We start from the raw sequence: 23,056 nt of genomic DNA on the forward strand, positions 1-23,056 counted from the left end.
GCGGCGTAAACGCCTTATCCGGGCTACGCAACAGCGCAGAACCGTAGGCCTGTGCCAGCGTAGCGCCGCCAGGCAACGATGACCGTTATGGCGCCGCTTTTTACGCCGGGTGGTGGCGGCAGCGAGACGAGTCAGCTTACCCGCGCAGACGCGCAACAAAGTCGGTCAGCGCCTGGCGGGCGTCCCGATTTTCCGCTTCCAGCACCATCCACGGGCTAAACGCCCAGGGCGTGGCGGCCAGCGCGCTTAACATCGTTGCCAGGTCAACCCACTGATAATCCATGACTTCATCGTCATTAGGCTGCACTTCGCTCACCACGCGCGCGGCATACACCGGACATACTTCGTTCTCAACGATACCGTTTGGGGCGACCGCCCGGTAGCGGAAGGCCGGGTGAACCGGCGCGATATCGGCGATCTCCACGCCGAGTTCGAAGCGGCAGCGGCGCGTGACGGCCTGCTCGAAGGTCTCGCCCTGCTGGGGGTGTCCGCAGACCGAGTTGGTCCATACCCCGGGCCAGGCTTTTTTGCCCAACGAACGACGAGTGACCAGCAACTGACCCTGCTGGTTAAACAGCCAGCAGGAAAACGCGAGATGTAAAGGGGTATCAAGCGTATGGGCGGCATACTTCTCCAGCATACCGGCAGGCTGATCCTGCTCATCCAGTAAAATGACGTGTTCCCCGGCCATGACGACTCCTGAAAATAAATAAAGACCCGGCACAAACCCGCCGGGTCATGTACTCAGGCCACTAGGTTAGCCCATAAATGGCAGAAAGGCATTACCAAAACAAGCCCTGGAGGCGGCTCTGTGAACGGCCACCCGCATGTTGGGGAAGACCATCATGACGTGCGGCACCAACAGCAATCACTGTTCGTCACGGGCCGTATTCGATGGCTGGGGGGATTGGTTTCGCCATCAGGGATGACGCCCTGCGCCGCGGACTGGTATGATATTCGCCCTGATTGCGAGGTAAGTGGTTGTGTTAAGTGCAGGATGCCTGATGATGAAACGCGTTTATATGACACTGATGCTGGTGGTAAGCCTGGCGCTGGCTGGCTGCTCCAGCACCTCCGATTCCGGTACGACCTACACCGTTAAACGCGGCGATACCCTGTATGGCATCTCCCGCACCACCGGCACCAGCGTTCGCGATCTGGCCCGCCTGAATAACATCTCCCCGCCTTACACCATTGAGGTGGGGCAGAAGCTGAAGCTTAACGGCAGCAGTTCAACGAAGACAACGAAGAAAAAATCTTCCTCTACGCGCACCGCGGCGGTCACGCCTTCGTCCGCAGTACCTCAGTCCTCCTGGCCGCCGGTGGGGCAGCGCTGCTGGCGCTGGCCGACCAGCGGCAAAGTGGTCCTGCCTTATTCCACCGCCGATGGCGGCAATAAAGGCATTGATATCGCCGGAACCCGCGGCCAGCCGGTGTATGCCGCCGGGGCGGGCAAGGTAGTCTACGTCGGCAATCAGCTGCGCGGCTATGGCAATCTGATCATGATTAAGCACAGCGAGGATTACATCACCGCCTATGCCCACAACGATAAGCTAATGGTGAATAATGGCCAGAGCGTGAAGGCCGGCCAGCAAATTGCCACCATGGGCAGTACGGATGCCGACTCAGTGCGGCTGCATTTCCAGATCCGCTACCGGGCGACGGCCATCGATCCGCTGCGCTACCTGCCGCCGCAGGGAAGTAAACCTAAGTGCTAAAAGGTTATTTTATCGCCAGTCAGCATCCGGCAGGCTTGTCACAGGGTGCGTAAGGGCTATAATGCTTCTCGCACCTCTTCGCGGGCGTAGTTCAATGGTAGAACGAGAGCTTCCCAAGCTCTATACGAGGGTTCGATTCCCTTCGCCCGCTCCAATTTCAAGTCTCCTGAAGTCTACCCAACTCAATTTTCCCTTGAAAAATAAGCGGTTATAGCTTTCTGTTAGTCTATTGAACTCCGACGGAGGACTCCACTTTGGTTGCCGGATCGGCGTTTTGCGCTGCTGGCGCTGGAGTCGTAGCGTTTAGTGATATTTTCGCACTTATCCTGTTTCCGCAGGATGAGTGATTTTACGCAACCGGCTCGCGCTGACGACGACCGATACCGCAGAGGCCGCGGCGGCGCTCCACAGCGCAACATGAATTGCCCTTTCATCTGCTGCCAGCAGAACGCCTACAGCGGCGGCTCCCAGGCACTGCCCGAAAGTGCGCATAATGGATAAAACACCGGACGCATAACTCGCGTGCTCACGAATAACGTTTGAGAGCATTTCCCGGTTATTGGGACTCTGAAAGCAGCCAAACCCTATTCCGCACACCAGACTTCGCAGGCAGATATCCCACATTGAAGGGCTGGCGGGTAACGTCGCCAGCAGGATCAAACCGACGACAAATATCACCAGCCCCAGAGTGGATATCGCCGGGGCTGATATCGTGTCCGCCCAACGGCCTGCATGCGGCGCAATCACCACGATCCCTAATGGCCACGGCGTAAACAGCAGGGCAGACACTACCGGACTGTAGCCGTATTCGCTCTGAAACAGGAAGGGTAGCGCAATAAAGGTGATCCCCTGGCTGAAAAAAGCAATCATCGACGTGAAGGCCGCGAGGGTAAAACGTTCATTTTTAAACATGGTCGGCGGCAGTAAGGGATGACCCGTGCGGCGGATTTGCCAGATAAAAGCCATGCCGCTCAGCGCAGCGAGAGCCATCCAGCAAAGGCTGCCGAATTGATAAGTGGCGTTCTGTAGGCTGTTCGCCGCCATGATCGTCGAACCCAACAGCAGCGCCGACAATATGGCGCCCAGGGTGTCGAAGGGCGCCTGTATACGGATCGCATCCCGCGGCAGCGCTCTGACCGCCAGCAGTAAGGCGAGGGTGCCGGGAAGAACGTTTATCGCAAACAGCCATTGCCAGCTCAGGGTGTGAAGGATCGTACCACCCAATACCGGGCCGATAGCGGAGCTGGAGGCAATGAGCAGGGCATGGAACCCCAGAATGCGGCCAAGTAATCGTCCGGGAAATACGGACCTGAGTATTGCGGGGGCAATACTCAGCGTTGCCGCGCCGCCGATCCCCTGAAGCACGCGCATACCGATAAGCACTTCGGGCTTATTCGCCAGCGCGCAACCCAGTGATGTCAGGGTAAAGGTCGTCAGGCCCGCCAGAAATACGGGGCGATAACCCAGACGGGCCGCAAGCGCCGCGAATATCGCCAGCGTCATCGCAGCCGCCAGCAGATACCCGTTGGCGAACCAGACGGCAATACCGGCAGGTACCTGCATCTCCTGAGCCATTGAGGGCAGGGCAATGTTGATCATGGTGCCATCAAACACGCCCATTAAGGTGGTGGTCATTATTGCGGCCATCACCCGTGCGCGCGCCGGCCCAGGCAGTCCTTCGTCGCCGGGTTGGCTGGAAAAGAGCGTCATCATTTGTCCTCTGAGAAGAGTGTATGGATGACAAAACTATAAAGATGGCTTTTACTGGGCGGAAGGCGCACTATTTTCACTTTATTGTTGCATCAAACGCCTTATCTTAATGTGCTGGGAGAAAGGGTAATGTCTGATCCCGATTTTAATTTGCTGGTAGCTCTCGACATATTGCTGAGTGAAGCGAGTGTCGCAGGTGCGGCACGTCGTCTGAACCTCAGCACCTCGGCCATGAGCCGAACATTAAGCAGATTACGCGATGTCACAGGAGACCCGATTCTGGTGCGCGCCGGGCGTAACATGGTACTGACCCCGTGGGCCGAAGCGACCCGGGATCGCGCCAGGCGTGCAGTGCACGAGGCCAGGGCAGTATTGCAGCCCTCAACGGAAACGTTCTGCGCGCGAAGTCTGGCGCGTCTTTTTACCATCAGGGCAAACGATGGTTTTGTGGTGGCGTTTGGGCCTGCGCTCATCGCAGCGGTTGCCGACGCCGCGCCTGACGTCTGTATACGCTTCGCGCCTAAGCCGGAAAAAACGTCGCGCTATCTTCGGGAAGGGCTGGTTGATCTGGAGATTGGCGTTCAGAGTAATATGGGGCCAGAAATACGGCTGCAACGACTGTTTGAGGATCGGTTTGTTGGCGTCGTGCGTAAAGGGCACCCGCTGGCTAAGCAGGCAGAAATAGGCGTGGGTGATTATGTCGCCTGGGGCCATGTGGTAGCGTCACCCGAGGGCGCGTTGCACGGATCCGTTGACGATGCGCTGGCCGAACTGGGGACAAAACGTAAAATTGCGAGCGTCGTACCGGGATTTCCGACAGCACTGTCCGTGGCGCTGGAATCGGATCTTATCGCCATGATACCCGCACTCTATTTACTCAATCAGCAGGTAACGGACCAGGTACACGTTTTCGAGCTGCCGTTCAAAAGCCGTCGTATTACGGTATCGCAGATGTGGCACCCAAGGATGGAACGCGACCCCGGTCACCGCTGGCTGAGAAAGCAAATTCTTGCGATATGCGGTGGGGGGAGGTCAGTCATGGCCTGACCAAATAGACATGTCCGCGCTACAGTCTCGCCACAGCGATCGCTGCTTTCAAAGGATGAGACTCATGACGGCATACGGAACGGAAATTTTCTCAATGAGCGATCTGAACAGATTCACGATCGAAGTCTCCATACTTCGATAGACCGTTTATGTTCTTTCCGTGAGACCTAATCGAAAGCCCTCGTGGTACCTTTAAATTAACAATTAACGACGAATAAAGGACAGCTTCCCTGTCCTTTATTCTTTTTTATTCAGTTTTGCTCTCGCGATCGCAATACCTCACCGACCACAGGAGCAGCGGTAAACGCATTTGGCCATCCCGCGTAGAACGCCGCCTGGGCAACCACTTCTCCGGCCTCTTCAGCCGAAAGCCCATTATCCATGGCTCTGTTTAGGTGGTAGCCAATCTGCGCGCTCTGTCCGGCGGCGATTAACGCGCTGACCGTCACCAGGCTTCTGTCGCGGGGCGTTAGCGCGGGCCGTTGCCAGAGGTCGAGAAACAGCGGGTCGGCGGTAAATTTAACCAGGCCAGGTGAAATGGGGCCGACATTTTTTTCGACGGTGTCTGCACGCTGTTTCTCTACCTGTTCATTGAGGGGCAGCAGCGTCGGCGAGGCGGCGGGCAGGGCCTCTGCCGTCACGCCCCTGGCTTCAAAGATGGCTTTAGCGACGCTGACGGCTGACATCGCATTGGGCCAGCCAGCGTAGAAGGCGAGGTGAGTAATGATCTCTGACACTTCCGCTGGCGTCACGCCGCTATCGAGCGCGACGGCAATATAGTGCTTCAGCTCTCCTGGCTGGTTGCGGGCAATCAGCATCGCCATGGTCACGATGCTACGGTCGCGGGCGGACAGGGCGTCACGTTGCCAGAGGTCGTTGCTGATGGCCTCGCGGCCGAAGCGCGCCAGCGCCGGCGACACCGCTTGAATATCAGCGTCCGTAAGGGTAGAAGGGGTAATTTTCATCATAGCTTCATCTCTTTGTTCGTTGGCATAAGCAAAATCAGACAGCACAAGCGACAAGGCTGCCGCGGCAATCACGTTTTTCATATTTGCTCCTTTCCGATCCACTGGGCGGATCGTTAGCGCGTCCACACCTGAGGATGGTCTTTGGCTTGCGGCGTGTTTTGCGCCATCACGCCGGTGAGGAAGTGCGGCTGATAGGCTTCTTCCAGATAGCGGATTTCTTCCGGGCTCAGTTGAAGGGCTACAGCGTTGACCGCGCCGTCAACATGATGCTTTTGCGTGGCACCGACCACCGGGGCGGTGACTTTAGTCAGCAGCCAGGCCAGCGAAATTTCGGTCATGGAGACCTGATGCCGTTCGGCAAGTTCGGCGACGCGGGCAATAATGCTCCGATCCTGCTCTGCCGTGCGGTCGTATTTGCCCCGGGCATAATCATCTTCCACCGCTCGCCGCGTGTGGCCTTCTAAGCGGGCGAGACGGCCGCTGGCCAGCGCGCTATAGGGAGTCATCGCGATATTATCTTCCGCGCACAGCCCGAACAGCTCTCGTTCGTCTTCACGCATAATCAGGTTGTAGTGGCTCTGCACAGAAACAAAGGACGTGAGCCCTTCGCGTTCGGCAAGGGCGTTCGCCTTCGCCAACTGCCAGGCATAACAATTGGAAATGCCAATCGCGCGCACCTTGCCGGCGGCGACAGCGGCATGCAGCGCCTCCAGCACGTCGATAACCGGGGTGTTGTAATCCCAGATGTGGTAAATGTAGAGGTCGATGTAGTCCATCCCAAGGTTTCGCAGACTCTGGTCAAGCGAGCGGGTGATCGCCTGTTTTCCGCTGATCCCCTCGGCAATCTGGGCAGCGGTTCGTGGCAGAAACTTGGTGGCCAGCACCACATCCTCGCGTTTTGCCATCTCCCGCAGCGCCCGGCCAACGTACCGTTCGCTGGAGCCGTTCTGATAGGCGATGGCGGTATCGTAAAAATTGATGCCCTGTTCCAGCGCGTAGCGGATGATCTCCCTGCTGGCTGTTTCGTCCAGCGTCCAGCGATGCTGGCCCGTTGACGGATCGCCAAACCCCATACATCCCATGCAGATGCGGGAGACCAGTAAGTCACTCTTCCCGAGCCGGGTATACTGCATCTTTATTTTCTCCCTTTGGGTTATTCCACCAGAGTTTTAAGCCGTGCGATCAGTCTGGCCGCGTGTTCCCGGGCACGCGTTTTTTGCTGAGCGATTTTGTCGGCATCCCGGTCGGCGTAGCTAATGCCGCAGGTATAAACCGGCGCCAGCAGCTCAAGATTGCACAGCCTGGCCGTGGTCTCGAAGGGAAGGAGATACTCCTCAATGGCATGGCCAAAGAAACCGTCAGCGGTATAGAGCGTCTGTGGCGCTCCCGTGGTGAAGGAGAGGATCAGCTTTTTACCACCCAGTTTCGCCGTTGAGCCATGGGCGAAGCCGTGGACAAAGACCTCGTCCAGCCACTGTTTCATTAACCCGGGCAGCCCATACCAGCTAAAGGGAAACTGCCAGACAATCACATCCGCCTGCAGCAGGCTTTCCTGCTCTGCGGCGATGTTGAATTTGCCGTCCGGATAGAGCCAGTCCAGACGACGGATTTCCGCATCAGGCAGGGCGGTCGCCAGCTCATCGAGGATGGTGGCGTTGGCGATGGAATGGTTAAGATCCGGATGCCCGGAAACGATAAGGATATGAGGCTTTCTCATCGTTACTCCTGAGGTTTAAATTCGGCAGAGAAGAGGTTTTCCCAGTTAATAAACGAGCCGAGTGGAATACACTCGAAGGTTAATAAACCCGCCTTCGCCAGCGGAAATTCGGCCATGACGTTATTCGCCTCTTCCACGGTGTCGCACTCTAGGAAAATAGCGACGCCGGGTCGGTCCTGACGGAAATAGATGTCGCGGATAAAGCCAGATTTATACAGCCCCCAGGCATGGAGGGCTTCCGCGGTAAGGTGCGGCGCATAGTGTTCCAGCGTTGCGCCGGGCGCGGGGATATCCAGACATAAAATTCGCATCGTTGTCTCCGGAAAGTCGTTATCAGCGGGAAGAGACAAAAGTATACGAGCCACAGGGAGTGAAGATTAGGCGGTCATTGACTTAAGAATATTTAGCCTGTACTTAATAATCAGGCGAGACTGTCGCAAGGAGATGCTATGAATAACGCCCTTTATAATCAAATACGCATCTTTCAGAGCATTGCGCGCGAAGGCAATATCTCGGCCGCGGCGAGGAAATTAGAAATCACGCCGCCGTCTGTTAGCAATGCCCTTAAGCTGCTGGAGGAGCATATCGGTCATCCGCTTTTTGTGCGTACCACCCGGCGAATCGAGCTGACGGAAACTGGCCAACAGTTGCTGGAGCAAACCGCTGCGGCGGTCGAGGTTCTGGAAACATCGCTGGAGAGCCTCCGCGATCAGAATCGGGAACCCTCCGGGGCGGTGAGAATTACGCTCTCGCGCTTTGCCTACCTGCTTATTCTTAAACCGGCGATGGCGGCTTTCTGTCAGCAATACCCGGGGATCCAGCTGGAAATATCGGTCTATGACGGTACCGTCAATATCATTGAAGAACGATTCGACCTTGGGATCCGCTTTGGCGATATTCTCGAAGGCGGGGTGGTCGCCCGCCCGTTAATGAAACCGTTTCGCGAAGGGTTATATGCCTCCTCAGCCTATCTGGCCGAATATGGCGTGCCTGAGTCGCCCGCCGATCTCAGCCATCACCGGCTGATTGGCTATCGCTTTATTACCAACCACCGCATCCTGCCGCTGATCCTCAATGACCACGGCGAGCAACTCACCGTGGAGATGCCGGGGCAGTTAATCAGCAATGATATTGACGTCATGGCAGACGGTATCCGCCATGGATTGGGGATTGGCCGCTTGTTTGAACCTATCTGGCGGCTACAGCCCGATCGTGAACAGTTTCTACCGGTGATGGAGGACTACTGGAAAACCTATCCGCCGGTTTATCTCTATTACCCGAAAAACGCGGGTAAAACGAAAAGGGTGAAAGCCCTGATTGATTTTCTGATAGCGCATACTGCGGCATAAAGGCTATTTTGCGTGCGAAATGTCTGAAGACACCGGCCCTGTCTTTCCCTCTGTCTTAACCCTATACTCCCTGCGGATAAAGCGGTTTTTTATCGCGGTGCAACGGCTTATCCCATCGTCAACGCGATGGGCGGGGAATTTCAATAAGGGAGAGGCAGCAATGGGCAGACGCTTAATGGTCTGTGTATTCGCGCTGGTGGCGTTTTCAGCCACTGCAGCGCATGGCCATCACGGCCAGTCGGTAATATCGGGCGCCGACGGCGGCAACGGTTCGGACGGCGGCAGTAGCGATAACTCCTCGGGCAGGGCAGGGTGCCCGGGCGGCACCGATCCCGATAAGCACGGCCATTTTTACCTGCCCGGCACCCGCGAACCCTGCAATCCTGGCCCTCAGGATGCAGAGAATGTCGGGTCTTCCCGCTAGCGTTCAGCTCAGATCGTGCAGCGCTTTGTCCAGCGGCGGGGAAAGCTGAATATCCCGAAATGCAACCGCCAGTCCGCCGCGCTCCGGTGAGCAGCACATGACGCCGGCTTTTACCGGGCCTGGCGGAAAGTAGCCAAGACGCAGCAGCGGCCAGCGCTCGCCGTCGGTCGAATACTGCAGCCTTAACGCATCGCCTTTGCGGGTCAGCCGTAGCCAGAAAGTGCGCGGGTCGCCGGGGAAAAGCCCGGTGGCCCAGTCGGAGTGGGTTAACGTCAGCACGCTGCCGATGGCCGGGGCATCGTCATTAAACTCAATCCCCGCCTTCAGCCAGGTCTGCTCGTCCGCCATCATCATCAGCCCGGCCTGGTCGTAAAGCGTGGTGAAATCCGCACAGATTTTTGCCTGCAGGGTAAAATCGCCCTCCACCTCAGCGGCATAAAGATGGCCGGAGAAGCGTTCGAAGCCATACCAGGTATGGCGCCAGAAGTCGGTATGCTTATCGGTGACCACCGTCAGGCCGTCGGCATCGCGGTGCCACTCGGCAGGTTCATTAATCCAGTGAAAGGATGGCTGCATTTTTCCTCCGGAACAGGCTTATAACAGCGACTGCAGCGCGGGCGACGCCATGCTGGCCTCAAAGGGAATAATCTCCGTATGGGCGAGGCCCAGCTGCTGGAAGGGATCCTGGCCCAGACGCGATTCCAGAATTTCCCGGCTGTCGCATTTCGCCAGAATCACCCCGCCGGTACGAGGAATACGGCGGCCGGAGGCGAGAAAGAGGCCGTCAGCATAGCATTTTTTGAGCCATTCGACGTGGGCGGGGATCGCGTTGTCAATCTCTTCGAGCGGTTTTATATACGTTAAAACAACCACATAAATCGTACTCATCCTGAAAACCCTGTCAATCCGATGGGATCTTCAGCCTGACACATTTCAATGATGGATAAAAGAAAGCGCGGCATTTTTGCGTGCTATTGAGCAGGAGGCGCGTGTTGCAACAGCAGGGAGATTTATCGCAGCTGTGAAAAAAACATATATGTATTTTCGAATGTATATTGATCTTTAATCGTGGTCCCGTATGCTGTCCGTCACGCTTGAGGAGAAACCATGTCTTTATTACCCCTGCAACTGTTCAAAAACCTCGCCGATGAAACCCGGCTGGGGATCGTGCTGTTGCTCAAGGCCCGGGGAGAGCTGTGCGTGTGCGATCTCTGTACGGCGCTCGCCCAGTCCCAGCCCAAGATCTCCCGCCATCTGGCAATGCTGCGGGAGAGTGGGCTGCTGCGGGATCGAAAACAGGGTAAGTGGGTCCATTATCGCCTCTCTCCGCAGATGCCGGCCTGGGCGGCGCAGGTGATTGAGCAGGCCTGGCTAAGTCAGCAGGACGATGTGCGGCTGATGATCAGCAGACTGACCGACGGGCCAGGTTGTCGGTAAAAAATTTATCTTGTCATATATGATTTTTCGAATGTGATTGGTGGAGGAACGATGTTGCTGGCAGGTGCGATTTTTGTCCTGACCCTGGTGCTGGTGATCTGGCAGCCGCGGGGTTTAGGGATCGGCTGGAGCGCGGCCTTTGGCGCGGCGCTGGCGCTGGTCACCGGAGGCGTACAGATAGCCGATATCCCGGTGGTGTGGCATATCGTCTGGAATGCCACCGCCACGTTTATCGCCGTGATCATTATCAGCCTGCTGCTCGACGAGTCCGGCTTTTTTGAATGGGCCGCGCTACACGTTTCCCGCTGGGGAAGAGGGCGGGGTCGTCTGCTGTTTACCTGGATTATCCTGCTCGGCGCGGCGGTGGCGGCGCTGTTTGCCAACGACGGCGCGGCGCTGATCCTCACGCCCATCGTGATTGCCATGCTGCGGGCGCTGGGGTTCAGTAAGGGAACGATGCTGGCCTTTGTCATGGCAGCCGGGTTTATTGCCGATACCGCCAGCCTGCCGCTGGTGGTGTCGAATTTAGTGAATATCGTGTCGGCAGATTTCTTTGCCATTGGCTTCAGGGAGTACGCTTCGGTGATGGTGCCGGTCGATCTCGCTGCGATCATCTCCACCCTGGCGATGCTGCACCTGTTCTTTCGCAAGGATATCCCACCCGCCTGGGATATGGCGTTACTGAAAGCGCCGGCCACGGCGATAAAAGATCCGGCGACGTTCCGTACCGGCTGGGGCGTGCTGCTGCTGTTGCTGGTCGGCTTTTTCGTTCTTGACCCGCTGGGGATCCCGGTCAGCGCCATCGCGGCGCCGGGAGCGGGGATCCTGTTTGCTGTCGCGAAGCGCGGGCGGGTGATTAACACCGGCAAGGTGCTGCGCGGCGCCCCATGGCAGATTGTGATCTTCTCGCTGGGGATGTATCTGGTGGTGTATGGCCTGCGAAACGCCGGATTAACGGATTATCTGACCACGGTGCTGAACATGCTGGCGGAGCGCGGGCTGTGGGCCGCGACGCTGGGCACCGGTATCCTGTCGGCCTTCCTCTCTTCAATCATGAATAATATGCCCAGCGTACTGGTCGGCGCCCTGTCGATTGATGGCAGTGCGGCAACAGGGACGATCAAAGAGGCCATGATATATGCCAACGTCATCGGCTGCGATCTGGGGCCGAAAATCACGCCGATTGGGAGCCTGGCCACGCTGCTCTGGCTGCATGTGCTGGCGCAGAAGCACATCACCATCGGTTGGGGTTATTATTTCCGCTGCGGCATCATCATGACCCTGCCGGTGCTGCTTGTGACGCTGGCCGCGCTGGCGCTGCGTCTCTCTTTCAACCAGCCATGAGAACGTACTATGAGCATCACCATTTACCATAACCCTGACTGCGGTACCTCGCGTAATACCCTGGCGCTGATCCGCAACAGCGGCGCTGAGCCCACCATTATCTATTATCTGGAGACGCCGCCGTCGCGCGATGAGCTGCGCCAGCTGATCGCCGCGATGGCGATCCCGGTGCGGGCGCTGCTGCGGCAAAACGTCGAACCCTACGACGCGCTGGGCCTGGCGGAAGACCGGTTTACAGATGACCAGTTAATCGACTTTATGCTCCAGCATCCGATCCTGATTAACCGTCCGATCGTGGTGACGCCGCGGGGCACCCGGCTCTGCCGCCCGTCAGAGGTGGTGCTGGAGATCCTGCCGGCGCCGCAAAAAGGCGCCTTCGTGAAGGAAGACGGTGAGCGGGTCATTGATCGGGCGGGGCAGCGTGTAAAATAGCGCGCAAAATGGCGCCGGCGATAGCAGCCGGCAAGCCTTGTAAATCCTGCCGCACGGTTGGCTCTCCGGGGGTAGCACCTGGATGGCTTAACAATATTCTCCCTTAGCGCTATTTCTGCCTCCTCCGGCCCGTTTCCCTTACTTTTGCTGTCGTTATATGCCCTGCCCGCACCGACGGTTTTTGTCCTTTGTTAATCAATCAACTTACTGTTTTTAATAAATAAAATTATGTATTCTGCACAATGGCATAATGTCAACGCCGTTTACGTTTTTGCGAACATTAAATCTATAAAACTAGATGTTTGTCGACTTTTCATCTAAAAAGGAACGGTAAGGGGCTGGACAAAACCACTGCATGGTTATCAAATGGTTAAAAATGCTCGTATCTGATGTTAAGACAAACAAATTATAAATCGTCAGCCCGCTTTATACGGTTAACTTGCGCTGCGGCGCACCTTTTCTGGAGAATTTATGCATTCCTCTGTTAATAAAAACGAAAGCCGTACCTTTTTCGGCCATCCTTATCCGCTGGGCTCCCTGTTCTTCACTGAAATGTGGGAGCGTTTCTCGTTTTACGGGATCCGTCCCTTACTGATCCTGTTTATGGCGGCGACGGTTTACGACGGCGGGATGGGGCTGGCGCGGGAGAACGCCTCGGCGATCGTCGGGATTTTTGCCGGCAGTATGTATCTGGCCGCGCTGCCGGGCGGCTGGCTGGCGGATAACTGGCTAGGCCAGCAGCGCGCCGTCTGGTACGGCTCGATTCTTATCGCCCTCGGGCACCTGTCGATCGCCCTGTCGGCATGGCTGGGCAACGACCTGTTCTTTATCGGCCTGATGTTTATCGTCCTCGGTTCCGGGTTGTTTAAAACCTGTATCTCGGTGATGGTCGGTACCCTGTATAAAAAAGGCGACGCGCGCCGCGACGGTGGTTTTTCGCTGTTCTACATGGGGATCAACATCGGCTCGTTTATCGCGCCGTTAATCTCCGGCTGGCTGATTAAATCCCATGGCTGGCACTGGGGCTTCGGCATCGGGGGGATCGGGATGCTGGTGGCATTGATCATTTTCCGTGTCTTTGCCGTACCGTCGATGAAGCGCTATGACGCGGAGGTTGGCCTCGATTCCACCTGGAACAGCCCGGTGGCTAAAAAGAATGGAGTTGGGGCGTGGCTGCTGGCGCTGGCCCTGGGAGTGGCGGTGCTGGTCACGCTCATTAGCCTGGGCACGATCGTGATTAACCCGGTGGCGGTGGCCAGCGTGCTGGTCTATGTGATTGCCGCCTCCGTGGCGCTCTATTTCATCTGGCTGTTCGTCTTCGCCGGCCTGAGCCGTAAAGAGCGGGCGCGCCTGCTGGTATGCTTTATTTTGCTGGTCTCGGCGGCCTTTTTCTGGTCCGCGTTTGAACAGAAACCGACCTCCTTCAACCTGTTTGCTAACGACTACACCAACCGGATGATCGGCGATTTTGAGATCCCCGCGGTCTGGTTCCAGTCGATTAACGCCTTGTTTATCATTCTGCTTGCGCCGGTCTTCAGCTGGGCGTGGCCAGCGCTGGCGCGTAAAAACGTCCGTCCGGGCAGTATGACCAAATTCGTCATTGGCATCCTGTGCGCGGCGGCGGGCTTTGGCCTGATGATGCTGGCGGCGCAGAACGTCCTGAACAACGGCGGGGCCGGTGTGTCGCCGCTGTGGCTGGTGGGCAGCATCCTGATGCTGACGCTCGGCGAACTGTGCCTGAGCCCGATTGGTCTGGCGACCATGACCCTGCTGGCGCCGGAGAGAATGCGCGGCCAGATGATGGGGCTGTGGTTCTGCGCCAGCGCGCTGGGTAACCTGGCGGCGGGGCTGATTGGCGGTCATGTGAAGGCCGATCAGCTGTCGCTGCTGCCGGACCTCTTTGCCCGCTGCTCTATCGCGCTGCTGATCTGCGCCGCCGTACTGGCCGTGCTGATTGTCCCGGTCCGCCGGATGCTGGAGAACAGTCAGTCCAGCGCCGCGCAAAAATCCGTCAGCAACGCCTGACGCGATCCCCAGGCCGGTCCCCCGGGACCGGCTTGTTTTTTGTCCAACCCCCGCCTCAGCTGTGCAAAATCCCCTTTTCTGAATGCGCGATGTCCCATAACGTGAGCGTGTTCTTTGAAATCACGTCGCTTTCCGGTCCATAGTGTAGTCAGGTTTACTATGTGGTTAATATAAGGACACACCTATGCCAGCAGTCATTGATAAAGCATTGGATTTCATTGGTGGTATGAATACGTCTGAGCCAGTACCACAGTCTATGGATGAAAGTACCGCGAAGGGAATTCTCAAATATTTGAAAGAACTGGGCGTGCCAGTCAGCCCGGCTGATGTCGCTGAGCGCGGTCAGCAGCAGGGCTGGAGCGCCGGGTTTACCGACAAAGTGGCGGAGTGGGCTGAACGGGTCGCCGCCGGCGAACGGCTGGTGATTAAGCATCCGGAATTCTTTTCCACCTACATGCGCGAAGAGCTGCGCGCCCTGGTGTAATCGCCGCGCATCAATCCCGCGTCTTCTGTTTAATGCCTTCCCATCCGGGAAGGCATTCTTGCTGATGACAAACCTGTTTGGTTATTGTGCCCGCCTTTCTGCCGGGTGGCGGCTTCGCCTTACCCGGCCTACGAAAGGCAGCAATATCAAACCGTTATGCGGTTGGCTGTAGGCCCGCGCAAGCGCAGCGCCGCCGGGCAACCCCTGAAGATTGCCCTTTGGCTGCAGTCTGAATGCCTTCCCCTCCGGGAAGGCATTTTTGTTACTGGCCGCGGTAGCCGCCGCCCAGGGCTTTGATCAGGGTAATGTCGGTGCTCAGCCGCTGGGCCTCAATGTCCAGCAGCAACAACTGCTGGGCAAGAACCGCCCGTCGGGCCTCTTCGGCGGCGTAGCGGCTGAGCAGGCCGCGCTGATAATGGGCGCGAGCGCTGTCGGTGGTGGTCTGCGCCGCGGTGACCTTCAGCTGCTGCAGCGCACGCTGCTGATTCAGGTCGTTAAGCTGGCTGGAGCTGATGGCGACATCGCGAACCGCGTCCAGCACCGCCTGGTTGTACTGTTTGATCAGAATATTGCTGGCGGTGCGCACCGACTGCAGATTGGCGTTCAGACGACCGCCGTCGAAGATCGGCAGATAGAGCCCGGGCAGCAGGTTGATTTGCTGGAAAGAGGACTTAAACAGATCCCCGACGCTCAGGGCGTTATAGCCCCAGAACGCTTTGATATCAAAATGGGGATAGAAGGCCGCTTTCGCCGCGTCGACCTGGCTCAGGGAGGCGGTCACGTACCCGCGCAGCGCCTGCAGGTCCGGGCGGCGGGCCAGCAGCTCGAAAGAGAGCGACGGCGGCAGCGTCTCCTGGAGCGCAGGCAGCGCTACCGGATGGATCGCCGGCATGCTTTGCGCATCGGCGCCGATCAGCGCCCGCAGGGTTTCACGATACTGGGTCAGCATCCCCTCGGCGCTAATGATCTGCTGGCGGGCGGCGAGCTGTTCGGCCTGGGCGTTGGCCACGTCCACGCTATCCTCCACACCGCGTTGGGTCCGGTGCTCGTGGGCCGCCACCGAGAACTGGGCAATGCCCTCCAGCTCCTGCAGCAGCGCGATTTTCTGGAATGTCGCCTGCATGGCGAAATAGAGCTGCGCCACGCTGCTGGCGATGTCGAGCTCAATGCCGGCGGTCTCCGCCAGCCGGGCGTTTTTCTCGCCAATGGCGGCGGCGACCCGGGCGCGATCGGCTCCCCAGAGATCGATATTCAGCTGCGCCCCGACGCCAACGGTGTTCAGCGTATACCACGGACCGTTCTTATCCACCGGCAGGGAGTAGGAGTAGGGCCAGCTAAAGGATTTGTCGGTGATCCGCAGGCGGTTTTGCGCCGCGACGGCGGTAGCCTGCAGGCCCATCGCCGACTGGGCGAGTTCCACCGTAGACTGCGACTGGGAGATGCGCAGCCGGGCGGCCTGCATGGTCGGCGAATTCTGCAGCGCCCGATTGATCAGCATATTGAGCTGAGGGTCATCGTAGGCCTCCCACCAGCGGGCTGCCGGCCAGTTGCTGTTCGCCAGGTGGATCACCTGCGCCAGCTGGGCCTGCTGCGGATTGACGATGGCGACCTGGGCAGGCTCGTCCTGAATCAGCGCGCAGCCGCTGAGCAGCGTCAGCGTCAGGGTAAGGAGAGTGTCGCGCAGCCGCGCGGAGAAAGGAAGGATCATCATGACGTTTTAGCCTGTTGCTCAGTCGCTATCGGTGTCGGGCCCCAGTCGGGCAGGGTGGCCAGCGCGGCGGCCAGCGCCGGGCCAAAGGGGTTAGTCAGGTCGGTGGCCAGCGGTTCGGCAGGGGCCGTTGCCTCCTGTTCGATACGTTCGGCGTAGCGCCGCAGCTGTTCGGCGCAGCGGGCCAGGGTCGGGTCTCCCGGCGCGGCGTTGAGCCGGTACCCTTCGCTGAGGCGGGCGATCTCCTCGGCCCGGGCGAGGGTGGCGCGCATCGGCCAGTTTTTCGCCTGGGGCCAGGGGTGGGCATACGTGCCCAGCGGTTCGGCGCGAACCCGATGGATAAGCGCTTCGCTGTCGGTGAAGGCGACAAACAGAGGGGCCAGCGGCACCGCATCGTGCGGGGCGGCGAGGCAGTCCGCCAGCCGGCGATAGAGTCCGGCGAGGCGCGATTTCAGCTGCGGCGCTTCGCTGTCCGGCCAGAGATATAAATGGACAATGGAGGAGACCAGCACCCCGAGCAGGATACCCAGCACCCGGTCCCGCAGCTCGGTGAGGTTAGTCAGCGGACCAAACCAGCTGAGGAAGGCCAGCGCAAAGGTGAAGCCAATCTGGATCCCGGCGTAGGCGATACGCTCCGAACCGGCGGCAATCCAGGCCGCCAGCGCCAGCACTGGCAGGGACATCGCCAGCAGCCCCGACAGCGAGTCGGTCCAGGGCTGGACAAAAACGATTAACAGCAGCGCCAGCAGAGTGGCGAACAGCGCGCCGCCGATGCGCAGCCACGTCTTTTGCATCGTGGCGCCCAGCCCGGGCTGGGCGACGATCACGCAGCTCAGCATAATGGTATGCAGTCCCTGCCAGTCGGCAGCGGTATAGAAGACATAGCAGATTAGCGTCGCCAGCAGGGTCTTGAGCGCAAAATGGAGATACGCCGGGTTGCGCCAGGCGTCCGGCGCCAGCAGGGGCGGCTTCTCCACCTCGCCCTGCGGCAGAGCAACGGGCTCACCCTGGGCCAGCCGCTGCAGAAGGGCTGCCATCTCCTGCAGAACGGCGCGATTGACGCCGCGGCCGCTGAGCGCCAGGGGAGGAATAGCGCCGTCAAACGGCCCCTCGCTGAGGGCACTCTTCAGCTGCAGCACCGCCTGCGACAGCCGCAGGCGATCGTCGCTATCGGCCTCGTCCGCTTGCAGCAGCGCCGCCAGCTGGTAGCAGCGCAGGGTGGCGGCCAGCCGCGAGCGCCAGGCCTGGGGATCGGCGGCGATCTCCGGCGTCGCCCGGCTGGCCTGGGCGAACAGCGACTGCAGCTGGTTGAACTGCGCGGCGGTCTCGCCGAAGGTCGGTGGCGCTTCAGCGTCCGGGTCTGCCAGCCGGCTGGCGACCGCCTGCAGCATCTCCGCCAGACGCGCCTTAAACTGGTTGCCGGGAAAGGCCTGCTGAAAACAGGCGTTGACCAGCAGGGTGACGAGGATCGCGGTGTTAATCGCCACCCACAGCCAGAGCAGCAGCCGCACCAGGATTTCACTCTGGCTGGTCATCGACGGGAAGGTTTGGGCGTAAATCACCGCCAGCGCCACCACGAAAAAGGCCAGTCCCAGCTTGCCCAGCACCCGCATTAGATAGATGGCGCAGAAAAAGAGCGCCACGGAGGCCGCCAGGCGGATCAGCGGGTAGTCATAGGTCCACTTGATGATCAGCAGCACGCCGCCGAGCGCCACGCTGACGGTGACAAAAAAGACCACGCTGACTAACTTAATCATCAACACGTTAGGCTGGCTGACGTAGAACACGACGATCAGCGCGACGGCCAGAAAGGGGATCTGCAGGGTCATGAACAGGGTGATGAGCACCGCACAGCTCAGCGTCAGGCGCAGCGTGTAGCTGGCGCGTCCCGGTGCGTCGCGCAGTTCCTGGCGTAAAAAATGGGCGAGAGGAAACATCGCGTCGCCCGGCTACGGCTGCAGCACGGCGCTGGCCGAGGCGCCCATGCGGAACAGTTCCGGATCGGGATCGCTGACGGCGATTTTCACCGGGAAGCGCTGCGAGACGTGGACCCAGTTAATGCTTTTCTGGATCAGCGGCAGGCCTTCGATGACGCTCCCGCCTTCGGGCAGGACGCCGGAGCCGACCGAATCCACCACCCCGTTAAAGGTCCGGTTGTGGTTGGTCATCACGGTGATGCGCGCCGCCACCCCAGGGTGCACGTTGTTCAGGTCGGTTTCGCGGAAGTTAGCGATCACATACCAGCGGTCGTCATCCAGCAGGGTGAAGACTGGCTTCAGCGCCGAAGCGTACTGGCCGACGGTGGTTTTCAGCGCCACCACCACGCCGTTGAACGGCGCGCGCACTTCGGTGAATTCCAGATGCAGTTCGGCGAGGGCGATTTGCGCCAGGATCCCGGCGCGTTGCGCCACCATGGCATCCACGCCGGTCACAGCCGCCGAGGCCTGTCTGGCCTGCAGCAGCGTGGCCTCCAGCTCCGCCCGCGCCGCTTTCTCGGCGGTGCGCGCCTGATCGAGATCTTCCTGCGAGGCAAACCCCTGCGGCACCAGCGGCTCAAGGCGGATGCGCGTGGAGGTGGTCTGCTTGACCAGCGCTCTGGCGCGCTCGACGGCGGCCGCCACCGACTGGGCGTTATACTCCTGCGCTTTGATGGTGCGCTGGGTCAGCATAATCTGCGCGTCGAGGGTCGTCAGCCGCGCTTTCGCGTCATCGAGCATCGCCTGATAGGGGCGGGGGTCGATGCGGAACAGCAGATCGCCTTTTTTCACCCGCTGGTTATCGCGAATGGGCATCTCCACGATGCGCCCGCTGACCTCGGGCACCACATCGATGGTATCGGCGTAGACATAGGCGTCATTGGTCTCTGGCGACGTTTGCAACTGCCAGATAACCAGGATCAGTGCCAGGATGGCGGCCAGGACCAGCGCCAGCAGAGGCCATTTCTTGCGTAACAGGGGAGTGCGGGAAGTAGTCATAAGCGATCAGTGAACAAAAAACAGAAACCACAGCAGTGTGGCGAACAGGAACATCAGCGCGACATAGCTGAAGACCAGGGGAGAAAAGCGAGGCTGCCAGCCTTTACGGGTAATCAGGATATGGCAGGGGATCAGTAAAAACGCCCCGCCCAACAAGCAGAAAAACCAGCCGGGGAATGCGGCGCCCAGTACCGGGATCGCTGGTGAGAGTGAGCAGCCGGTCAGCGGCAAGACGAGCAGTAGCAGCGCTGGGCGGGCTATGGTGGCAATATGATTCAATGGAACATCCCTGAGTGCTCTTACCAGTGTGTCATGAGTGTAATCGCCTCGTTGCGGGAATGAAAGTCAACCGTTCGTTGACTGCGGGATCCTTGCGCGCCGGGAGAGGGGGAGGATGCGCCAAATCGCTCTCCTCACGCCCATTACCGACTTGCGCATAGTCAGCCGTCAAGCGGAGGACTATGCTTAGCCTGAAAGTCATAAAACAAGACCGAGGCAATGTCATGGATAAGGAATTACTGGAAGCCGGCTACCGGGCCTACACCGGGGAGAAAATCGACGTCTACTTTAATACGGCGATCTGTCAGCATTCCGGGAACTGCGTGCGCGGCAGCGCGAAGCTGTTCAATCTCAAGCGTAAGCCGTGGATCATCCCGGATGAAGTAGATGTCGCGACGGTGGTGAAGGTGATCGATACCTGCCCGAGCGGCGCGCTGCAATATCGTCATAAATAAGCGAGGAGAAGATGGAAATACTGGAAGGGCACAACAAATTTTATGTTAACGACGCGCAGGGTAACCAGGTCGCGGAGATTGTTTTTGTTCCCACCGGCGAACACCTCAGCATTATCGAACATACCGATGTCGATCCCAGCCTGAAAGGCCAGGGGGTGGGGAAACAGCTGGTGGCGAAGGTGGTGGAAAAAATGCGCCAGGAGCAGCGGAAGATTATTCCTCTCTGCCCGTTTGCCAAACATGAATTCGATAACACCCGTGAATACGACGATATTCGCGCCTGACGTACCGGCACCGGTGTAAACCGGTGCGCTTTTCTCTCGCCAGCGAATCCACGCCTTTAGTCACTCATCGCTTCCCCTCATGCCTGTACAAATGCCGACCGTGAGTTTGCTGATGAACGAGGCGGCTGCCTGTGCGGAAAGCGAGGGGCCAGATGCGGGTGATATTCCACCAGCTTTTTCACCCCCGCCAGCCGCTGAGCGTAGAGCGTTTTCTGGCTCAATCCGAGACGTTGCGACTGCTCGCCTATCGTCTGCCCTTGCAGCAGGGCGAGGAGCGCTTTGAGCTCGGCATGACTTAAACCGGCGGCCCGTTTTCGGTGGATCAGGGCGGCTTCACTGGCAAGGCGTTCAAGCCGCGGCGCGTTCTTCAGCCGATGGATCAGTTGCGCGCAGGGGAGGTCGGCAGGAGCGGCATGGACGTTGCGCAAACGATCCGGATGGCTCACCTGATAAAGCAGCGTTCGCCACAGCCAGATGGCCGGGCTGCGGCTAAGCATCAGCATCGGCAACGGGCGTGATGCCTGGTCGAGCAGCCTGGCCGCCTGGCGCAGTGTGGTGAGCATCCACAGGGGATCGTCAGGAAGAAAGACCACGATCCGCTTCACCGCGGCCAGCTCCCGCAGAGAGACGCCCTCCACCGGCAGCACGACGGGCCGCTTCCCCGCGTTGTGCATCAGCTGGCTCAACCCACGGGCGGCCAGCGAGCAGGGAGAGAGGATGTACTCGGTCATCATTGATAGACAAAGGTAATGCCGATGATCGACTGCACGTTACCGGCGGTGACCTGGCCTGTGGTCCGGGCGTAGGTCGCCGTCAGGCCGAGATTGACCGGCGAGGTTCCGACGGTGCCCAGTGAGACAGTGCTGTTCGCCGGCACGGCGCTGCCGTTGCGGGTAAGCTGGACGCCTATCCCTTGCGCCGGCGAGGCGGAGGCGGTGTTAGTGAAGATCGCGTTAGCGCTGTCCGCGGTGGCGCCGGAGAGGTAATACCCCAGCTGTTGGCTCTGCGCGCAGTGCACGGTGAGCGGCACGGCCATGGAGCCCGGGTAGTCGGGGAGGGTGACGGTGACATCGCGGGCGGAGACATCGCAGCCGCCGGTGGGGACCACCACGTCGTTATTGGCGTAGATATTCCAGATGAACTGGAAGGAGTCGCTATTGTAGTTGTTAGTCTGATGCAGGATCAGCACCGCGATTAACGATCCTGCGGTGATCGCCACCCCGCCGGCGGTGCTGACCGGCGTCAGATACAGGACGGCCGGCCAGGGCTTATCGGTCCGGGAATCGTAAATCACCCGCGCCGTTTCCGTGGTGGTCGGGAAGGGGTAAGAGGTGCCGTTATATTTCACGGTGCCAGAGAAACTTGACAGCACACCGCCATAGGCGGATCCGCGCTGCAGGGTCACGTAGTCAGTGATCGTTTCCGGATAGTCGTTATGGCAAAAAATCTGCGTGGAGAGGTCGACCACCAGGTTTTGCCCGACGTTGACCGCCGGGGTCAGGTTAACGTAGACGTTGGCTGAGCCGCCGCCGATGGGGATCGTCGCGCCGGTGGCTGTTTTGCAGGCGAAGGACCAGGCGTTCATCGACCAGCCCAACAGCAGCAGGGTGGTGAATAAAGGGATAATTTTTTTCATCATGATGCTCTCCTGGCTCAGGCGTAGGTATAGGTCACGTTAATCACCGCCTGAATGGTGCCTTGCGTGGCGCCGCCGTTGACCGACAGGGCCCTGACCTGCAACGGGAAGCGGGCGGACTGGCTGGCCTCATCCACCTGTACCGACTGGCTGCTGCCATTGTTCAGCGTGGTGCCATCCTCGCTCTGCAATTCGAGCTGAATATTGCCCGCCGTCCCCTGGTTTTTGTAATAGCCGGTGCTGTCCGCCGTTCCGCTGAAGGTGGCCTTCACCCGTGAGGTACCGACGGGGCAGTTGCTGAGATCCAGCGCCACGCTGTGCCAGGCCGATGCCGAGCCTGCGCCAATCAGGCTGAAGGTGTAGAGATCGCCCAGCTCGACGGTGGCATTGACGGTGGAGACCGTGCAGGGTCTGGCCACCACCTTCCCGTTGACGGTAAGGGTGACGTCGGCCGACCGCAGGGAAGGGCTCGCGGTTAACAGGCCGGCCAGTAGCCAGCCCACGTGGGTCCATTTCATTTCAGCCTCCACTTACTGAAATTCCAGGGTGAATGTTGCTGTCGCATTGACATGCCCGGGGGTGACGGGCACCTGCGTGGCCATCAGACGGGCGTAAAAGTTCAGGATGTTGGTCTGGCCCGGCGTCAGCGTGGTCCAGGCGATGGCTGACGACGGGGCATTGACAGGCAGCCGGGACTGCTGCTGGTCGAGAATGTCCACCCCCATTCCCGCCGCCGCCGAGGCGCCGGCGTCGAGTTTTAACAGGCTGGTATTGACGCTGTCCGCCACGCCGGTGAAACCGACCTTCACCGCGGTGACGGAAGTGCCGCAGGGCGATAGCACGATACGGAACGGCACCGGCGGGGTCGTCGCCCCGACGGCGTAAAACTGCTTCGCGGCGTTGTCCTGCAAATCGACGGTGAAATCCTTCGACTCTCCGGCCACCGCGCAGGCGTTGTCGCGCACATAGCCGCTGATGGCGATCGTGCTGTCGGCAGCGAAGGCCAGCGGCGCGAACAGAGCGAGCAGGGCGCTCAGCAGAAACTGCGGTGTTCTCATCATCAT

Annotated in this window: 26 protein-coding genes, 1 tRNA gene and 1 pseudogene; 12 read left to right on the forward strand and 16 right to left on the reverse strand. The window is 59.2% G+C overall.

The window, feature by feature from the left end; genetic code table 11:
* Positions 1-136: 136 nt before the first annotated feature.
* Complete coding sequence (gene idi, locus ABLV76_RS10130; protein WP_004205328.1) at positions 137-691, reverse strand: isopentenyl-diphosphate Delta-isomerase; 555 nt, start codon at positions 689-691, stop codon at positions 137-139.
* Between the two features lie 313 nt (positions 692-1,004).
* On the opposite strand from idi, the gene actS reads away from it, so the two are divergent.
* Both actS and ABLV76_RS10140 read left to right on the forward strand, forming a co-directional pair.
* Positions 1,005-1,718 carry an amidase activator ActS gene (actS, locus tag ABLV76_RS10135; protein WP_017899801.1) on the forward strand — a complete coding sequence of 238 codons (714 nt, stop codon included), beginning with the start codon at positions 1,005-1,007 and terminating at the stop codon, positions 1,716-1,718.
* Positions 1,719-1,798: 80 nt separating this feature from the next.
* Positions 1,799-1,872, forward strand: a tRNA-Gly gene (locus ABLV76_RS10140).
* A 167-nt stretch (positions 1,873-2,039) separates the two neighbouring features.
* Here the strand turns inward: ABLV76_RS10140 and ABLV76_RS10145 are convergent.
* Positions 2,040-3,428, reverse strand: coding sequence for an MFS transporter (locus ABLV76_RS10145; RefSeq protein WP_348878309.1), 1,389 nt, complete (start codon positions 3,426-3,428; stop codon positions 2,040-2,042).
* Positions 3,429-3,557: 129 nt separating this feature from the next.
* Between ABLV76_RS10145 and ABLV76_RS10150 the strand changes: the two genes are divergently transcribed.
* Positions 3,558-4,475, forward strand: coding sequence for a LysR family transcriptional regulator (locus ABLV76_RS10150; RefSeq protein ID WP_004205331.1), 918 nt, complete (start codon positions 3,558-3,560; stop codon positions 4,473-4,475).
* 251 nt (positions 4,476-4,726) lie between these two features.
* Here the strand turns inward: ABLV76_RS10150 and ABLV76_RS10155 are convergent, their stop codons facing one another.
* Genes ABLV76_RS10155 through ABLV76_RS10170 form a run of 4 tightly spaced genes read right to left on the reverse strand, consistent with a single transcriptional unit; the run spans position 4,727 to position 7,471 of the window.
* Positions 4,727-5,524, reverse strand: coding sequence for a carboxymuconolactone decarboxylase family protein (locus ABLV76_RS10155; RefSeq protein ID WP_348878299.1), 798 nt, complete (start codon positions 5,522-5,524; stop codon positions 4,727-4,729).
* Between the two features lie 32 nt (positions 5,525-5,556).
* Positions 5,557-6,576: an aldo/keto reductase gene (locus tag ABLV76_RS10160; protein WP_048295567.1), complete on the reverse strand. Its 1,020-nt coding sequence runs from the start codon at positions 6,574-6,576 to the stop codon at positions 5,557-5,559.
* Positions 6,577-6,596: 20 nt separating this feature from the next.
* Positions 6,597-7,160 (reverse strand): NAD(P)H-dependent oxidoreductase, encoded by a 564-nt coding sequence (locus ABLV76_RS10165; RefSeq protein ID WP_048295566.1) that lies wholly within the window; start codon positions 7,158-7,160, stop codon positions 6,597-6,599.
* Between the two features lie 2 nt (positions 7,161-7,162).
* Complete coding sequence (locus ABLV76_RS10170; protein WP_004205336.1) at positions 7,163-7,471, reverse strand: hypothetical protein; 309 nt, start codon at positions 7,469-7,471, stop codon at positions 7,163-7,165.
* Positions 7,472-7,609: 138 nt separating this feature from the next.
* Here ABLV76_RS10170 and ABLV76_RS10175 point away from each other — a divergent pair, with 138 nt between their 5' ends.
* Positions 7,610-8,509 (forward strand): LysR family transcriptional regulator, encoded by a 900-nt coding sequence (locus tag ABLV76_RS10175; protein ID WP_004205338.1) that lies wholly within the window; start codon positions 7,610-7,612, stop codon positions 8,507-8,509.
* Between the two features lie 160 nt (positions 8,510-8,669).
* Positions 8,670-8,933 carry a hypothetical protein gene (locus ABLV76_RS10180; protein ID WP_122542318.1) on the forward strand — a complete coding sequence of 88 codons (264 nt, stop codon included), beginning with the start codon at positions 8,670-8,672 and terminating at the stop codon, positions 8,931-8,933.
* Between the two features lie 3 nt (positions 8,934-8,936).
* On the opposite strand, the gene ABLV76_RS10185 is transcribed toward ABLV76_RS10180, so the two are convergent.
* Together ABLV76_RS10185 and ABLV76_RS10190 are read right to left on the reverse strand one after the other, a co-directional pair.
* Complete coding sequence (locus ABLV76_RS10185; protein ID WP_004205340.1) at positions 8,937-9,509, reverse strand: DUF1349 domain-containing protein; 573 nt, start codon at positions 9,507-9,509, stop codon at positions 8,937-8,939.
* Positions 9,510-9,527: 18 nt separating this feature from the next.
* The gene (locus ABLV76_RS10190) at positions 9,528-9,821 is read right to left on the reverse strand and encodes a YciI family protein (protein ID WP_004205341.1); all 294 of its coding nucleotides are present in this window, start codon (positions 9,819-9,821) and stop codon (positions 9,528-9,530) included.
* A gap of 219 nt (positions 9,822-10,040) precedes the next feature.
* Here ABLV76_RS10190 and ABLV76_RS10195 point away from each other — a divergent pair, with 219 nt between their 5' ends.
* The 5 genes from ABLV76_RS10195 (at position 10,041) to ABLV76_RS10215 (ending at position 14,655) form a co-directional block, all read left to right on the forward strand.
* Positions 10,041-10,370, forward strand: coding sequence for a metalloregulator ArsR/SmtB family transcription factor (locus ABLV76_RS10195; protein ID WP_004205342.1), 330 nt, complete (start codon positions 10,041-10,043; stop codon positions 10,368-10,370).
* A gap of 51 nt (positions 10,371-10,421) precedes the next feature.
* Positions 10,422-11,714, forward strand: coding sequence for an arsenic transporter (locus tag ABLV76_RS10200; protein WP_117093796.1), 1,293 nt, complete (start codon positions 10,422-10,424; stop codon positions 11,712-11,714).
* 9 nt (positions 11,715-11,723) lie between these two features.
* Positions 11,724-12,146, forward strand: coding sequence for a glutaredoxin-dependent arsenate reductase (gene arsC / locus ABLV76_RS10205; RefSeq protein WP_017899271.1), 423 nt, complete (start codon positions 11,724-11,726; stop codon positions 12,144-12,146).
* Between the two features lie 471 nt (positions 12,147-12,617).
* Entirely contained in the window at positions 12,618-14,171 is a 1,554-nt protein-coding gene (locus ABLV76_RS10210; RefSeq protein WP_017899270.1) for a peptide MFS transporter, read from the forward strand.
* Between the two features lie 184 nt (positions 14,172-14,355).
* The gene (locus ABLV76_RS10215) at positions 14,356-14,655 is read left to right on the forward strand and encodes a DUF1889 family protein (RefSeq protein WP_094311413.1); all 300 of its coding nucleotides are present in this window, start codon (positions 14,356-14,358) and stop codon (positions 14,653-14,655) included.
* A 262-nt stretch (positions 14,656-14,917) separates the two neighbouring features.
* Here the strand turns inward: ABLV76_RS10215 and ABLV76_RS10220 are convergent, their stop codons facing one another.
* The 4 genes from ABLV76_RS10220 to ABLV76_RS10235 are packed head-to-tail and all read right to left on the reverse strand — an operon-like array spanning position 14,918 to position 19,617.
* Positions 14,918-16,366, reverse strand: coding sequence for an MdtP family multidrug efflux transporter outer membrane subunit (locus ABLV76_RS10220; protein ID WP_048325651.1), 1,449 nt, complete (start codon positions 16,364-16,366; stop codon positions 14,918-14,920).
* Positions 16,363-18,300, reverse strand: a complete 1,938-nt coding sequence (mdtO, locus tag ABLV76_RS10225; protein WP_064795042.1) for a multidrug efflux transporter permease subunit MdtO — start codon at positions 18,298-18,300, stop codon at positions 16,363-16,365. The genes ABLV76_RS10220 and mdtO overlap by 4 nt, the downstream gene beginning before the upstream one ends.
* Before the next feature lie 12 nt (positions 18,301-18,312).
* Entirely contained in the window at positions 18,313-19,338 is a 1,026-nt protein-coding gene (gene mdtN, locus ABLV76_RS10230; protein ID WP_004205352.1) for a multidrug transporter subunit MdtN, read from the reverse strand.
* A gap of 6 nt (positions 19,339-19,344) precedes the next feature.
* Entirely contained in the window at positions 19,345-19,617 is a 273-nt protein-coding gene (locus tag ABLV76_RS10235) for a YtcA family lipoprotein (protein ID WP_348878300.1), read from the reverse strand.
* A gap of 224 nt (positions 19,618-19,841) precedes the next feature.
* Here ABLV76_RS10235 and yjdI point away from each other — a divergent pair, with 224 nt between their 5' ends.
* Positions 19,842-20,072 carry a 4Fe-4S mono-cluster protein YjdI gene (gene yjdI / locus ABLV76_RS10240; RefSeq protein ID WP_004205354.1) on the forward strand — a complete coding sequence of 77 codons (231 nt, stop codon included), beginning with the start codon at positions 19,842-19,844 and terminating at the stop codon, positions 20,070-20,072.
* Between the two features lie 11 nt (positions 20,073-20,083).
* Positions 20,084-20,356 carry a GNAT family N-acetyltransferase gene (locus ABLV76_RS10245; RefSeq protein ID WP_002916201.1) on the forward strand — a complete coding sequence of 91 codons (273 nt, stop codon included), beginning with the start codon at positions 20,084-20,086 and terminating at the stop codon, positions 20,354-20,356.
* Positions 20,357-20,436: 80 nt separating this feature from the next.
* On the opposite strand, the pseudogene ABLV76_RS10250 reads toward ABLV76_RS10245, so the two are convergent.
* The 4 genes and pseudogenes from ABLV76_RS10250 to ABLV76_RS10265 form a co-directional block, all read right to left on the reverse strand.
* Positions 20,437-21,090, reverse strand: a pseudogene (locus tag ABLV76_RS10250) (fimbrial protein); the annotation flags it as partial.
* Positions 21,087-21,992, reverse strand: coding sequence for a fimbrial protein (locus tag ABLV76_RS10255; RefSeq protein ID WP_004205356.1), 906 nt, complete (start codon positions 21,990-21,992; stop codon positions 21,087-21,089). The pseudogene ABLV76_RS10250 and the gene ABLV76_RS10255, both read right to left, overlap by 4 nt.
* Positions 21,993-22,009: 17 nt before the next feature.
* Positions 22,010-22,495, reverse strand: a complete 486-nt coding sequence (locus ABLV76_RS10260) for a fimbrial protein (protein ID WP_072500825.1) — start codon at positions 22,493-22,495, stop codon at positions 22,010-22,012.
* A 27-nt stretch (positions 22,496-22,522) separates the two neighbouring features.
* Positions 22,523-23,050 carry a fimbrial protein gene (locus ABLV76_RS10265; RefSeq protein ID WP_049092673.1) on the reverse strand — a complete coding sequence of 176 codons (528 nt, stop codon included), beginning with the start codon at positions 23,048-23,050 and terminating at the stop codon, positions 22,523-22,525.
* Between the last annotated feature and the right edge of the window lie 6 nt (positions 23,051-23,056).

The organism is Klebsiella sp. GB_Kp047 (assembly GCF_040065235.1).
Lineage (GTDB): Bacteria > Pseudomonadota > Gammaproteobacteria > Enterobacterales > Enterobacteriaceae > Klebsiella > Klebsiella quasipneumoniae.